Here is a 14,113-nt window from a genome sequence, read left to right on the forward strand (position 1 = left end):
GAAGTATGCGGCCGGGGGAGGTCGAGTGGCCCTCCGCTCAACCGACCCCTGAGAAGACACGGGTCGGGCGGCTACAGAAAGCCTCGTAGCATACATGACCCCTCCCCGAGCCGGTAGCCCGCGCCGTTTGTCGCACGCTCGGTGTGGCGCGGGGTGGGCCGCTAAGCTTTGCCTGAAGGCGGGAGGTTTCCGCCTGTCTTGAGGTGACTGATGGCTGAGTTGCATCGCGCAAGTGCTTCGGGTTCCGGTCTGTATGAACGGTTGTTGCAACGACTGGCGCTGGCTCTGGATGAGGCCGATACCGCCGAGCGATTACGAGACGAATGCCCGGTCGAGCTGGAATTACGGGGTTTGAGCAGTGCGGAAATGGAGTTGATCCGGGCCTATCTCGATCAGGATGTGAACTGGCTGCGCGGCTGGCATGCCGCTGCAGAGGAGCTGGCGCTGCTGGAGCAGGGCCCCGCGAGGGCGTCGCGGCCGCCGCGCCACGTCACGCCGCCCAGTCGCCCACGCTTGATAGGGCGCCCGCATCCGCAACAGTTGCAGTGCGCGCTGTGCGGCTCGCCGGTGGCCTGGAGTCGCAGTCTGGGTGTGCTGCCCTGCACGTCCTGTGGTTCCCAGTTGTTCCGCAATGCGAAGGCGCGCTGATAGCACGGTGATCCGTTAGGCTTGGCACTCGACAAGGAGTCGCCGATGCCGCTTCGTTACATCCTCAAACAGATTCTGATGCCGCCAGGGCTGCTGCTTCTGCTGCTGCTCCTGGCGTTTGTCCTGCGCCGACGTTTTCCCCGATTCTCGATCCTGTGCTTTTTCACCGGTTTCCTTGGCCTGTTGGTGATGAGCCTGCCAGTGGCCGTGGAGTGGGGCGCGCGCCAGCTGGAACCGCAGGCGCCGCTGAAACAGGCGGCCTGGGCGGGGCTTGCCCAGCGCGCCGATGCCATCGTCGTGCTGGGCGCTGGCCGAGTGCGCGGCGACCGCGCCTGGGACGAGGACCAGCCCGGCCTGATGGCGCGCGAACGGCTGCGCTACGCCGCCCGCCTGGCCAAGGCCAGCGGCTTGCCGGTGCTGACCTCCGGCGGCCTGCACTACGGCACGCCGCCTTCGGAGGCTTACATCATGGCGCGCAGCCTGAACGATGATTACGGCGTCGAGGTGCGCTGGCAGGAAGGCGCGAGCCGTACGACTTGGGAGAACGCCCAGCTCAGCGCGTCGATTCTTCATGCGGCCGGTATCCGGCGTGTGGTCCTGGTGACCCAGGCGGTGCACATGCCGCGTGCAGTGTGGAGCTTCGAGCAGGCGGGATTCGAGGTGGTGCCGGCACCGGTCGGCTACATCGGCGTGGACAATGCCCGGCCGTTGGGCGGTTGGCTGCCGGAAGGGCGGGCCATCTGGCAGAGCGAGCAGTTGTTCAATGAGGCGATCGGACTGGTGGGGTACCGGTTGTTCTATCGATAGGCTGGGCTCGCGAACCGCCTGCGCTCCCCAAAAGCCGGGTTTCCGGCACTCGTAGGAGCGGACTCCGTCCGCGATCAATTTCGCGCGCGTGGCTATCGCCGACGAAGTCCGCTCCTACGTGGTGCCCAGTTACGTGGCGCCCAGTAATGAAAAAGGGCCTCGTCCGAGGCCCTTTTTCGTCCAATCAGCGGAACAATCGACGCTCTTCCGGATGCGTCCGTCGGCGTACCAGCGCCCACCCCAGCAGCGCCGCCCCGACGATCACCAGCGGCCAGATGCGCCACTTCAGGTAGGGCGTCAGGCCCTGCATCGGCACCACTTCGCCGTGCAGTACGCCTTGCTGGAACTGCGGGATCTGCACGGCCAGCTTGCCGAACGGGTCGATCAGCGCGGTGACGCCGTTGTTGGTGCCGCGCACCATCCAGCGGCCGGCTTCCAGTGCCCGCATCTGCGCCATCTGCAGGTGCTGCAGCGGGCCGATGGAGGTGCCGAACCAGGTGTCGTTGCTGATGGTCAGCAGCAGCTGGCTCTGCGCCGCCAGTTCGGCGGCGAATTCCGGGTAGACCACTTCGTAGCAGATGTAGGATGCCACGCTGTAGCCCTTGGCCTTGAGCAGCGGCTGATCGGCCGGGCCACGGGCGAAGTCGGACATCGGCAGGTCGAAGAAGGCGATCAGGCCGCGCAGCAGGTCCTGCAGGGGCACGTACTCGCCGAAGGGCACCAGCTTCTGCTTGAGGTAGTCGCCGCTGCCGTCGCCAACCACGGTGATGCCGTTGTAATAGCGCACGCCGTCGGCGGTCTTCTGGCGCACCGGAACCCCGGTGATCAGCGCCGCCTTCTTGGCGGTGGCGACCTCATTCATCATCGCCAGGAAGCCAGTGGCCTGGTCCTTGAGCATGGGCACCGCGGTCTCCGGCCAGACGATCAGGTCGAAGCCATTCTGTTCGGCGGTCAGGTCGCGGTACAACTCCAGCTGGTGGGTGATGGCCTTCGGGTCCCATTTCATTTCCTGGGCGATGTTGCCCTGCAGCGCGGCGACCTTCAGCGCCGCGCCGGCCGGCGTGGTCCAGGCGTGGCCCTTGTAGGCGATACCGACGGCCCAGGGCGCGATCAGCAGGATCAGGCCGGCGACCAGGCGCGCGGGGCGCTGGGTCAGGGCTGGGATGTTGATTATCAGCGCGCCGGTGAGGGCGATGCTGAACGACACCAGCCAGACGCCGCCGATGGGTGCGAGCCCCGCCAGCGGGCCCTCCAGTTGGCTGTAGCCGGCGTAGAGCCAGGGGAATCCGGTGAGGAACCAGCTGCGGAACAGCTCCAGCACCACCCACAGCGCGGCAAAGGCCAGCGCATCGCTGACTGGGGCGTTGTTGCGGCGGAACAGGCGTGCCCAGGCCCAGGCGGGCAGGGCGAAGAAGAAGGCCACGCCGGCGCTGAAGCCGATCACCAGGAAGGCGGCCAGTGGCCCTGAGGCGCCGCCGAAGTCGTGGATGCTGAAGTAGATCCAGCTGGTGCCGGCGATGAAGGCGCCGAAGCCGTACCACCAGCCGCGCCACAGCGCGGAACCTGCGGTGGTGCCGCGCAGACCGAGGTAGAACAGGGCGAGTGACAGCAGCGCCAGCGGCCAGTAGCCGAACGGAGCCAGGGCCAGCGGGGTGAGCGCGCCGGCGGCCAGGGCGAGCAGATGGCCTGGCAGGCCGGGGCGGGTGATCCAGCGCATCGGAAATCCTTGTTGCGGTTAAGCGATGCGCAAGAGTAATGGAGAGACGAACGGTAGGCTATGGGGGGGGGCAGCCAAAAGCCATGAGCTGACTGCGGCGGGATGTTGCGGGAGGAGGGGGTGTCTGTAGGGATTGGCCGGGGAAGATCGCGCGTCCCTGTAGGAGCGGACTTTGTCCGCGATCGCGGGCATGGCCCGCTCCTGCAGGTATTTCGGAGGCTCGGCCTCGGCGCGTAGGGCGCATAACGCTCGATGTTATACGCCGTTTGGCCTTGGTTTCCCTGCACTTCGAACTTGGTCGTGGCGCTGGCGATGGGGCGAGGTGTATCGGCGTACAGCCGCGAACGGTTGTACGCCCTACCGTGTCGCTCAGTCCTGCAGCGGGGTCAGGCGCAGCAGGTGCAGCCGGCGGCTGTCCGCGTTGAGCACGCGGAAGCGGAAGCCGCCCAGTTCAGTGGTCTCGTTGCGCTTGGGCAGGTGGCCGAAGGCGCTCATCACCACGCCGCCAACGGTGTCGAATTCATCGTCGGAGAACTCCGCGCCGAAGAAGTCGTTGAAGGCTTCCACCGGGGTCAGCGCCTTGACGATGAAGTCGCCGCTGGGTAGTGGCTTGATGTAGCTGTCTTCCTCGACGTCGTGCTCGTCCTCGATGTCGCCGACGATCTGCTCCAGCACGTCCTCGATGGTCACCAGTCCCGCCACGCCGCCGTACTCGTCGATGACGATGGCCATGTGGTTGCGGTTGGCGCGGAACTCGCGCAGCAGCACATTCAGGCGCTTGGACTCGGGCACGAAGGTGGCCGGGCGCAGCAGGTCCTTGATGTTGAAGGTGTGGTTCTGGTCATGGAGAATCAGCGGCAGCAGGTCCTTGGCCAGCAGGACGCCCATGATGTCGTCCAGGCTCTCGCCGATCACCGGGTAGCGCGAGTGCGCCGCCTCGATGATGGCGGGAAGGAAGTCGGCGGGCTTGTGCGTCGACTTGATGGAGATCATCTGCGAGCGCGGGATCATGATGTCGCGGACCTGGAGGTCCGCCACCTGGATCGCGCCTTCGACGATGGACAACGCCTCGCTGTCGAGCAGCTTGTTGTCGTGGGCTTCGCGCAGGAGCTCAAGCAGCTCCTGGCGGTTTCTCGGCTCATGGGCAAAAGCCTGGGTGATCTTGTCCAACCACGACTTGTGCCCATTGCTCGATCGGTCTTCGCTCATCTTTCCTTGCTCGGTGGCGTTTATTCTTCGTCGGCCGCGTACGGGTCCGGATGACCCAGTTCGGCCAGCAACTCCCGCTCCAGGCCTTCCATTTCCTCGGCCTCGGCATCTTCGATGTGATCGTAGCCGAGCAGGTGCAGGCAACCATGGATGACGAGGTGGGCCCAGTGGGCCTCGGCGGACTTGCCCTGTTCGGCGGCCTCGCGCTGCACCACGGGGGCGCAGATCACCAAGTCGCCGAGCAGCGGGATGTCCAGCAGCTCGTCGGGAACGTCGGCGGGGAAGGATAGTACGTTGGTGGCGTAGTCCTTGTGTCGCCAGGTGCGGTTCAGTTCGCGGCCTTCGCCTTCATCCACCAGGCGGATGGTCAGTTCGGAATCGTTCTGGCGCTGGCGCAGGGCCAGTTCGCACCAGCGGCGGAAGTCGGCTTCGCTCGGCAGGCCGGGCGCTTCGGAAGCGACCTGCAGGTCCAGTTCAAGCATGCTTGCCGCCTTGGCCTTCGATGCCGGTCAGGCGATTCTCGTAGGCGTCGTAGGCATCGACGATGCGCTGCACCAGCGGGTGGCGCACCACGTCCTTGGACTTGAAGTGGGTGAAGCTGATGCCCGGCACGTCGCGCAGGACTTCCATCACGTGCTTGAGGCCCGAGCGGGTGCCGCGCGGCAGGTCGACCTGGGTGACGTCGCCGGTGATCACCGCGGTGGAGCCGAAGCCGATACGGGTGAGGAACATCTTCATCTGTTCCATCGTCGTGTTCTGGCTTTCGTCGAGGATGATGAAACTGTTGTTCAGCGTACGGCCGCGCATGTAGGCCAGTGGCGCGACTTCGATCACCTGGCGCTCGATCAGCTTGGCCACGGTCTCGAAGCCGAGCATCTCGTACAGCGCGTCATAGAGCGGGCGCAGGTACGGGTCGATCTTCTGCGACAGGTCGCCGGGCAGGAAGCCGAGCTTCTCGCCGGCCTCGACCGCCGGGCGCACCAGCAGGATGCGGCGGATCTGCTCGCGCTCCAGGGCATCCACGGCGCAGGCCACTGCGAGGTAGGTCTTGCCGGTACCGGCCGGACCGATGCCGAAGTTGATGTCGTGATCGAGGATGGCCTTCACGTAGCGCTGCTGGTTGGCGCCGCGCGGGCGGATGTGCGCCTTGCGCGTCTTGAGCGTCACCAGGGGCGCTTCGGGCGCATTGGCCAGCTCTTCCAGACCGGATTCCTGCAGGAACAGGTGGACCATGTTCGGGGTCAGTTCGGTGCCGTTCTGGGCCTCGCGGTAGAGGCGCTGCAGAAGGTGCTCGGCCGCTTGGGTGCGGTCCGGCTCGCCGACCAGTTCGAACTGGTTGCCACGGTTGCGGATCTCGATGTCGAGGCGCTTCTCGATCTGATGCAGATGCTCGTCGAACTGCCCGCACAGGTTGGCGAAGCTGCGGGCCTCGAAGGGTTCGAGCATGAAACGATGGATATCCAGAGGGGCGTTCAAGGTGTTGTCTAAGTCGCCGTGTTGCGAAGGGGAATGGTCGAAGAATAACTCCAGGCGACCGAGTACGAAAGTTCGGACGCCATCGAGATATTCAACGGTTGATGATCAGTGATGTGCTTCCACGAGGGTGGCGCGCAGGGAATTGGGCAGCGCCTCGTAGATTTCCACGTCGACGAACTGGCCGATCAGGCGCGGGTTGTCGCTGCGGAAATTCACCACGCGGTTGTTCTCGGTACGGCCTTGCAGCTGGCCGGGGTCGCGCTTGGCGTAGTCGGTGACGAGGATGCGCTGGATGGTTCCGACCATCCGTCGGCTGATCTCGAAGCCTTGCTGGTTGAGGCGGCTGTTGAGGATCAGCAGGCGCTGCTTCTTCACTTCGTCCGGCGTGTCGTCGGCCAGGTCGGCGGCCGGGGTGCCCGGGCGCGGGCTGTAGATGAAGGAGAAGGAGAAGTCGAAGCCAACGTCCTCCACCAGCTTCATGGTCTGCTCGAAGTCCTGCTCGGTCTCGCCGGGGAAGCCGATGATGAAGTCCGAACTGATGCAGATGTCCGGCACCGCCGCCTTCAGCTTGCGGATGCGCGACTTGTATTCCAGCGCGGTGTGGTTGCGTTTCATCGCCGCGAGAATGCGGTCGGAACCAGCCTGCACCGGCAGGTGGACGAACTTCACGAGCTGCGGCACTTCGGCGTGGGCGGCGATCAGCGCGTCGGAGAATTCCAGCGGGTGCGAGGTGGTGTAGCGGATGCGCTCGATGCCATCGACCTCGGCGACCACGCGGATCAGCTCGGCGAAGTCGGCGATGCGGCCGTCGTGGGTCTGGCCACGGTAGCCATTGACGTTCTGCCCCAGCAGGGTGACTTCCTTCACGCCGTTCTCGGCCAGGTGGATCACCTCGGCCAGCACGTCGTCGAACGGGCGGCTGACTTCCTCGCCGCGGGTGTAGGGCACCACGCAGAAGGTGCAGTACTTGCTGCAGCCTTCCATCACCGAGACGAAGGCGGTGGGGCCATTGACCTGCGGCTCGGGCAGGCGGTCGAACTTCTCGATTTCCGGGAAGGACACATCCACCTGCGGTTTGCGGGTGGTGCGGGCGGCATCGATCATCTCCGGCAGGCGGTGCAGGGTCTGCGGACCGAAGACCACGTCGACGTACGGTGCGCGCTCGCGGATCGCCGCGCCTTCCTGGCTGGCCACGCAACCGCCGACGCCGATCACCAGGTTCGGGTTCTGCTGCTTGAGTGTGCGCCAGGCGCCCAGCTCGGAGAACACCTTTTCCTGGGCCTTCTCGCGGATCGAGCAGGTATTGAGCAGGATGACGTCGGCTTCTTCTGCCTTCTCGGTGATTTCCAGGGCCTGGTGTTCACCCAGCAGATCGGCCATGCGCGAGCTGTCGTACTCGTTCATCTGGCAACCGTGGGTCTGGATGAATAGCTTCTTGGCCATGGAATCGTTCTTGAGCTGGTTAAAAAATGACCGCGTATTATATGCCTCGGCGCGGGTGTCTGCCACCGCTGGCTGAGCGGGGAGGGCGCGACTGTGCTATGCTGCGTGCCCATTTTGCAAAGCTGTCATCCTTCGTTCATGAGCAAGCGCGAGAACCCGATCTACAAGGTGGTCTTCCTCAACCAGGGCCAGGTGTACGAGATGTACGCCAAGCAGATCTATCAAAGCGATCTGTGGGGCTTCCTGGAGATCGAGGAGTTCGTCTTCGGCGAGCGCACCCAGGTGGTGGTGGACCCCAGCGAGGAGAAGCTCAAGGCGCAGTTCGACGGCGTCATCCGCAGCTTCGTGCCGCTGCATTCGATCATCCGCATCGATGAAGTAGAGCGCCTGGGCACCGCGAAGATCAGCGACGCCAAGATCACCGGCAACGTGATGCCGTTCCCCATGCCGATGCCGGGCAAGGACAGCTGACGCTCAGCTTTTCGCTTTTCGTAGGAGCGAGCTTGCTCGCGAACCGCCCAGCACCGATGTCGCCCGGAACCCTGTTCGCGAGCAAGCTCGCTCCTACAGCGTTTGGGGGCCTTGGCGTGTTTCAGGGCAGCGGCGAGAACGGCGAGTTGCCGGCGGTCTGCAGTTCGATCAGGTAGTTGCGGAAGATCTGCCCGAGCACCTTGGTGGCGATGTCCAGTTCGTCCTTGTTCATCTGCTCGGCTACCAGGTCGGCGCTGTCCATCGCGTCTTCGGCGCCGTTCACCGCAGCCATCTTCAGCACGATGTAGGCCTGCACGTTGTTGGCCTTCACCCCTTCGCCACGGAAGAACATGGTGCCCAGGCGCAGCTGGGCATTGGCGTGGCCTTGCAGCGAGGCTTTCTCGAACCAGTGCAATGCGGCCTGGAAGTCGCGCGGAGCGAGGTCGCCGGTGTAGTAGAACTCGCCCAACTCGTATTGCGCTTGCGCATCACCGCCGTTGGCAGCTTGCTGGCAGCTGGCCAGTGCCTGCTGCAACTGTTCAGGGACGGTATTGAGGACGCAGCGGCCGGTCGCCGGAATCAGCAGCGAGTTACCGCCCGCCTGGGTCAGCAGGGGGAAGGCGAGCAACAGGCAACCCAGTAGCAGGGTACGACCGGAGCGGTACATGGGGAGAAACGGCCTCCAGAATCGGGGCGGGAAAAACCCGGCCAGCGAATTGCGCCGGCTTTCACATTATGAAATAAGGCGGCGCCTCCTTACAAAGTCTTTACCTTCTTTTCTGTTTTTTCTGCCGAAGCGGCATGGAAGGCGGGGAGGAGTGTAACGCGGAGATAACGGCGGGGGGAGCGGAAGGCGCCCCAGCGGGCGCCTTCGCAAGGGACTTACTTGAGTGCGGCGAAAGCGCGCTCGGCAGCGTCCAGGGTCAGCTTCAGCTCGGTTTCGCCGTGGGCGATGGAGGTGAAACCGGCCTCGAAGGCGCTCGGTGCCAGGTATACGCCGGCATTCAGCATCAGGTGGAAGAAGCGCTTGAAACGCTCCGCGTCGCTGGTCATCACGTCATCGAAGGTGACGATGTCGTCGGCGCCGGTGAAGTACAGGCCGAACATCGCGGCACCCGCCTGGGTGGTCACGAAGGGGATGCCAGCGGCGTCGGCGCGCTCCTGCAGGCCTTGCAGCATGCGGGTGGTGTAGGTGGTCAGTTCGTCGTGGAAGCCCGAACGGCTGATCAGGCGCAGGGTGGTCAGGCCGGCGGCCATGGCCAGCGGGTTACCCGACAGGGTGCCGGCCTGGTAGACCGGGCCGAGCGGGGAAATCTGCTCCATGATCTCGCGCTTGCCGCCGAAGGCGCCCACCGGCATGCCGCCGCCGATGATCTTGCCGAAGGTCGACAGGTCCGGGGTGATGCCGTAGTGCGCCTGGGCGCCGCCCAGGGCGACGCGGAAGCCGGTCATCACTTCGTCGAAGATCAGTACCACGCCGTGCTGGTCGCACAGGCTGCGCAGGCCTTCGAGGAAGCCCGGCGCCGGCGGTACGCAGTTCATGTTGCCGGCGACCGGTTCGACGATGATGCACGCCACTTCCTTGCCGACTTCGCTCAGGGTCTTCTCTACCGCGGCGATGTCGTTGAACGGCAGGGTCAGGGTGTGCTTGGCGAAGGCCGCCGGCACGCCCGGGGAGTTCGGCACGCCGAAGGTCAGGGCGCCGGAGCCGGCTTTTACCAGCAGGCTGTCGGAGTGGCCGTGGTAGCAGCCTTCGAACTTGATGATGCTGTCGCGGCCGGTATAGCCACGGGCCAGGCGAATGGCGCTCATGGTGGCTTCGGTGCCGGAGCTGACCATGCGGACCATGTCCATGGACGGAACCAGGGAGCAGACCAGGTCGGCCATTTCCACTTCCAGCGCAGTCGGTGCGCCGTAGGACAGGCCGTGGTCGAGCTGCTTGCGTACCGCGTCGAGCACGTCCGGGTGGCTGTGGCCGAGGATCATCGGGCCCCAGGAACCGACGTAGTCGACGTAGCGCTTGTCATCCTCGTCCACCACGTAGGCGCCTTCCGCGTGCTTGAAGAATAGCGGGGTGCCGCCGACGCTCTTGAACGCGCGCACCGGCGAGTTCACGCCACCGGGGATGTGTTTCTGGGCATTGGCGAAAAGCGTTTCGGAACGGGACATGGTGTACCTCGCGAAGCTGTCGGGTGCCGAGCGCGCGCGTGGCGCTCAGCGGGTTTCGAAGAGTTGGCTGAAGGCGCGGGCGCGCTGCTCGACCTCGGCCGAGGAGTCGGCGGCGAACAGCGCGTGGATCACGGCAATCATGTCGGCGCCGTGGGCGATCAGCTCCGGCGCGTTGTCCAGGGTCACGCCGCCGATGGCCACCAGCGGCACGTTGAAACGGGTCTTGGCCTGCTCCAGCAGTTCGACGCTGGCGGCCGGGGCGCCCGGCTTGGTCTGGGAATTGAAGAAGCGGCCGAAGGCGACGTAACTGGCGCCTTCGGTGATGGCCTGTTCGGCCAGTTCGAGGCTGGCGTGGCAGGTGCCGCCGATCACGGCGTCGCGGCCGAGCAGGGCGCGGGCGGCGGCCAGCGAGCCGTCGGTCTGCCCCAGGTGCACGCTGACGCCCAGGCGCGCGGCCAGTTCGGCGTCATCATTGATCAGCAGCGTGGCGCCGTAACGCGCGCAGAGTTCGCGCAGCGCTTCGGCTTCGCGCAGGCGGTGCGAGGCGTCGGTGGACTTGTCGCGGTACTGCAGCAGGCGCGCGCCGCCCTTCAGGGCGGCCTCGACGTAGGGCAGCAGGCGGCCGCCGTCGAGCAGCTGGCTGTCGGTGATGGCGTAGAGTCCGCGCAGTTTCATCGGTGCCTCGATCATTGGAACGGTTGAATCAGTTGCAGTAGTCCAGCGGCAGGCGGCGCGGTACGTACTGGCCGTGGCCAGGCGCTTCCGCATCGCGCAGGGTGCGCCAGGTGTAGTCGAGGGCGCTGCGCACCGCGCTCACCAGTTCCTCGCCCAGGGCCAGGCGGCCGGCGAGGGTGCTTGCCAGGGTGCAGCCCGAGCCGTGGTAGCTGCCCGGCAAGCGCTGGCAGGTAAAGGTGTGGCGCTGGCCGTCGCGGGTGTACAGGCGGTTGTGCACTTCCGATTCGTCGCCATGGCCGCCGGTGATCAGCAGGTGCTGAATGAACGGCAGAAGCTTTTCCGCGCACTCATCCGCCGTGCCTTCGGGCAGTTCGGCGAGGATGCGTGCCTCGGGCAGGTTCGGCGTGGCAATGGCGGCGATCGGCAGCAGCCGCTCGCGCATGGCGTAGCCGACGTCGTCCTTGCCCAGCGAACCACCGCCGCCGGCGCGCAGCACCGGGTCGCAGACCAGCGGTACGCCCGGCAGGGACTGCATGATCTCGACTACGGTGTCGACCATCTGCACCGAGCCGAGCATGCCCAGCTTGACCGCGGCCACCGGCATGTCGGCGATCACGGCGTTGGCCTGGGCCAGCACCCACTCGCGGTCGAGCACGCGGAAGTCGGAAACGTTGACGGTATCCTGAACGGTCAGTGCGGTGACGGTCGGCGCCGCGTGGCAGCCTTGTGCAATCAGGGCTTCGATATCGGCCTGCAGGCCGGCACCGCCACTGGGGTCGTGGCCGGACAGGCAGAGCACTACGGGACGGGAGGTTGGCGTTTTCATGACGCGGGAGCTTATCACCAAAATGTGGCCTTGAGCTGACCGAACGGTCCGATCCGCATCGCCCGGCCGAAGCCTGGCTGTATGGTCGAATGCCACGTGGCACAAGGCCTGTGCTAGAGTTCGCCGATTCCAACACAACGCCTCCACGGCGCGCCAAAGCGGGAGATGGGGCTCCCAGGTGCGGCAGTCGGCGGCACTGCGGGGCACCATGCGGCATTGGCTGATCTTCCTGATCCTTCTCATCCTCTCGCCGCTGGCGAGCGCTATCAGCTTCGACGAGCATGTCGGGCAATTGCCGCTGGGCCGGGCAATGGATGTCTTCGAAGACGTGCGCGGCACCGCTGATATCTCGGAGATCAGCTCTCCGGCGCTGGCCGCCAGCTTCCGTCGGCACGAGCGCGATGTGCTCAACGCCGGCTACTCGCGATCGGTTTTCTGGCTGCGCCTGGACCTCGACTACCAGCCCAAGGCTTCCCATGATCCGGCCAGCTGGCTGCTGGAACTGGCCTACCCGCCGCTGGACAAGCTCGACCTCTACCTGCCCGACGGCAAGGGCGGCTACCGGCTGGCCCAGCGCACCGGCGATACCCTGCCGTTCTCCAGTCGGCCGATCCGCCAGAACAACTACCTGTTCGATCTCAAGCTGGAGCCCGGCGAGCCGTTGCGGGTGTACCTGCGCCTGGAGAGCCAGGGTTCGATCCAGGCGCCGCTGACGCTCTGGTCACCCAAGGCCTATCTGGAAGAACAGCCGGGGCGTATCTACGTGCTGGGCATCATCTACGGCGTGCTGCTGGTGATGATGATCTACAACCTGTTCATCTTCCTCAGCGTCCGCGATACCAGCTACCTCTATTACATCCTCTATATCGCCTCGTTCGGCTTCTACCAGATCTCGGTCAACGGTGCCGGCATCGAGTACTTCTGGCCCAACAACCCCTGGTGGGCCAACGCCTCCACACCCTTCCTGATCGGTTCGGCCGGCCTGTTCGGCTGCCAGTTCGCCCGCAGCTTCCTGCATACCCGCGAGCACAGCCTGTGGATCGACCGCATCCTGCGCGTGCTGATGGGCGTCGGCGCGCTTGTAATGGTGCTGGCGCTGACCGTCAGCTACGCCATCGCCCTGCGCCTGGCCACCTACCTGGCGCTGGCCTTCACTGTGGTGATCTTCAGCGCCGGCATCCTCGCCTGGCTACGCGGCATGCGCGTGGCGCGCTACTTCATCTTCGCCTGGACCGCCTTCCTGCTCGGTGGCGTGGTCAACACACTGATGGTGCTGGGCCTGCTGCCCAACGTCTTCCTTACCATGTACGCCAGCCAGATCGGTTCGGCGCTGGAGGTGGGCCTGCTGTCCCTGGCCCTGGCTGACCGCATCAACGCCATGAAGGAAGAGCGCACCCGCATCCTCCAGGAAACCAGCCGCAAGCTGGAACAGCTGAACCTCGAACTGGCCAGCAGCAACCGCCTGAAGGACGAGTTCCTCGCCACTGTCACCCACGAGCTGCGCACGCCGATGAGCGGGGTGATCGGTTCGCTGGAGCTGATGCAGACGGTGCCGATGGACGTCGAACTGGCCCAGTACCACAAGACCGCGAACGGCTCGGCGCGGGACATGATGCGCATGGTCAACGACATCCTCGCGCTGCTCGAACTGCAGGCCGGCAAGCTCTATCCGCGTCGCGAACCGTTCAGCCTGCGCGGCCTGTGCGACGGCCTGCGCGCCCAGTACGCGCCGCGTGCCGAAGAGCGTGGCCTGCGCTTCGTCCTGCAACTGGATGAGAGCCTGCCCGACACCCTCGAAGGCGATGCCGGCAAGCTGGCCCAGGCGCTGGGCTACTTGATCGATAACGCCATCAAGTTCACCCACCACGGCGGTGTCAGCCTGCGCGTCAGCGGTGCGCCCAGCACCGAAGGGTTGGCGCTGCGCCTGGAAATCCAGGACAGCGGAATAGGTTTCGCCACGCCGTCGGACGGCGCGCTCTACCAGCGCTTCTATCAGCTCGACGGCTCGCTGACCCGCGAATACGGTGGGCTCGGCATCGGCCTTGCGCTGTGCCGCAAGCTGGTCTCGCTGCTGGGCGGTGAGCTGTCGCACGAATCCGCACCCGGGCAGGGCAGCTGCTTCAGCCTGACCCTGCAGGTCGGCCAGCCGGTGCAGAGCATCGCGCCGCCGCCGCGCCGTGCGGGTGGCCAGGCGCTGCGCAGCCCGGACCAGTGCACCGTGCTGGTGGTGGAGGACAACGCCATCAACCAGCTGGTGATCCGCGGCATGCTGTTAAAGCTCGGCTATCGCGTGCGTACCGCTGACAACGGTGCCGAGGCCATCGACCTGCTGCGCCGCGAAGACGTTGATGCGGTGCTGCTCGACTGCCAGATGCCGGTGATGGACGGCTTCGCCACCTGCCGAGCCTTGCGCACCCTGCCGCGCTGTGGCGACCTGCCGGTGCTGGCAATCACCGCCCACAGCCACAGCGGCGACCGCGAGCGCTGCCTGGCCGCCGGGATGAGCGACTACCTGCCCAAGCCGGTCAAATTCGAGGAATTGCAGACGTTGCTGCACGACTGGCTGCTGTGCCAGCCGGCGCTGCCGAGTCCGGCCTAACGAAAAGGGAGGCGTCCCCTGTAGGGGCGGGCCATGCCCGCGATCGCGCGCATGGCGCGCTCCTAGAGGATCA

General features: G+C 65.5%; 13 protein-coding genes. 4 read left to right on the top strand and 9 right to left on the bottom strand.

Features of this window, described 5'->3' with window-relative positions:
• Positions 1-210: 210 nt before the first annotated feature.
• Both GA645_RS03795 and GA645_RS03800 read left to right on the top strand, forming a co-directional pair.
• Positions 211-648 carry a hypothetical protein gene (locus GA645_RS03795; protein WP_152220080.1) on the top strand — a complete coding sequence of 146 codons (438 nt, stop codon included), beginning with the start codon at positions 211-213 and terminating at the stop codon, positions 646-648.
• Positions 649-693: 45 nt separating this feature from the next.
• Positions 694-1,455, top strand: coding sequence for a YdcF family protein (locus GA645_RS03800; RefSeq protein WP_152220082.1), 762 nt, complete (start codon positions 694-696; stop codon positions 1,453-1,455).
• A gap of 184 nt (positions 1,456-1,639) precedes the next feature.
• Here GA645_RS03800 and lnt read toward each other — a convergent pair whose 3' ends face one another.
• The 5 genes from lnt to miaB all read right to left on the bottom strand — a co-directional run bounded on the left by lnt (position 1,640) and on the right by miaB (position 7,300).
• Positions 1,640-3,172 (bottom strand): apolipoprotein N-acyltransferase, encoded by a 1,533-nt coding sequence (lnt, locus tag GA645_RS03805; protein ID WP_152220083.1) that lies wholly within the window; start codon positions 3,170-3,172, stop codon positions 1,640-1,642.
• A gap of 369 nt (positions 3,173-3,541) precedes the next feature.
• A complete protein-coding gene (locus GA645_RS03810) occupies positions 3,542-4,381 on the bottom strand; it encodes an HlyC/CorC family transporter (RefSeq protein WP_152220085.1) in 840 nt (279 codons plus the stop codon).
• A gap of 20 nt (positions 4,382-4,401) precedes the next feature.
• On the bottom strand, positions 4,402-4,863 hold the full coding sequence (gene ybeY / locus GA645_RS03815; RefSeq protein WP_152220088.1) for an rRNA maturation RNase YbeY: 462 nt from the start codon (positions 4,861-4,863) through the stop codon (positions 4,402-4,404).
• Positions 4,856-5,857, bottom strand: a complete 1,002-nt coding sequence (locus GA645_RS03820; protein WP_152220090.1) for a PhoH family protein — start codon at positions 5,855-5,857, stop codon at positions 4,856-4,858. Before GA645_RS03820 ends, ybeY begins: the two co-directional genes overlap by 8 nt.
• A gap of 105 nt (positions 5,858-5,962) precedes the next feature.
• The gene (miaB, locus tag GA645_RS03825; protein ID WP_152220092.1) at positions 5,963-7,300 is read right to left on the bottom strand and encodes a tRNA (N6-isopentenyl adenosine(37)-C2)-methylthiotransferase MiaB; all 1,338 of its coding nucleotides are present in this window, start codon (positions 7,298-7,300) and stop codon (positions 5,963-5,965) included.
• A gap of 138 nt (positions 7,301-7,438) precedes the next feature.
• Between miaB and GA645_RS03830 the strand changes: the two genes are divergently transcribed.
• Positions 7,439-7,771, top strand: coding sequence for a DUF1820 family protein (locus GA645_RS03830; RefSeq protein ID WP_024763971.1), 333 nt, complete (start codon positions 7,439-7,441; stop codon positions 7,769-7,771).
• A gap of 121 nt (positions 7,772-7,892) precedes the next feature.
• Here GA645_RS03830 and GA645_RS03835 read toward each other — a convergent pair whose 3' ends face one another.
• From GA645_RS03835 to GA645_RS03850, 4 genes are all read right to left on the bottom strand, one after another.
• Entirely contained in the window at positions 7,893-8,438 is a 546-nt protein-coding gene (locus GA645_RS03835) for a tetratricopeptide repeat protein (protein WP_152220094.1), read from the bottom strand.
• 215 nt (positions 8,439-8,653) lie between these two features.
• Positions 8,654-9,940, bottom strand: a complete 1,287-nt coding sequence (gene hemL, locus GA645_RS03840; protein ID WP_152220096.1) for a glutamate-1-semialdehyde 2,1-aminomutase — start codon at positions 9,938-9,940, stop codon at positions 8,654-8,656.
• A gap of 45 nt (positions 9,941-9,985) precedes the next feature.
• Positions 9,986-10,615 (bottom strand): thiamine phosphate synthase, encoded by a 630-nt coding sequence (gene thiE / locus GA645_RS03845; protein WP_152220098.1) that lies wholly within the window; start codon positions 10,613-10,615, stop codon positions 9,986-9,988.
• A gap of 28 nt (positions 10,616-10,643) precedes the next feature.
• Entirely contained in the window at positions 10,644-11,441 is a 798-nt protein-coding gene (locus tag GA645_RS03850) for a hydroxymethylpyrimidine/phosphomethylpyrimidine kinase (RefSeq protein ID WP_152220100.1), read from the bottom strand.
• Between the two features lie 208 nt (positions 11,442-11,649).
• On the opposite strand from GA645_RS03850, the gene GA645_RS03855 reads away from it, so the two are divergent.
• Positions 11,650-14,040 (top strand): hybrid sensor histidine kinase/response regulator, encoded by a 2,391-nt coding sequence (locus tag GA645_RS03855; protein ID WP_152220102.1) that lies wholly within the window; start codon positions 11,650-11,652, stop codon positions 14,038-14,040.
• Positions 14,041-14,113 lie beyond the last annotated feature (73 nt).

Origin of the sequence: Pseudomonas sp. SCB32 (assembly GCF_009189165.1) — a bacterium.
Taxonomy (GTDB): Bacteria; Pseudomonadota; Gammaproteobacteria; order Pseudomonadales; family Pseudomonadaceae; genus Pseudomonas.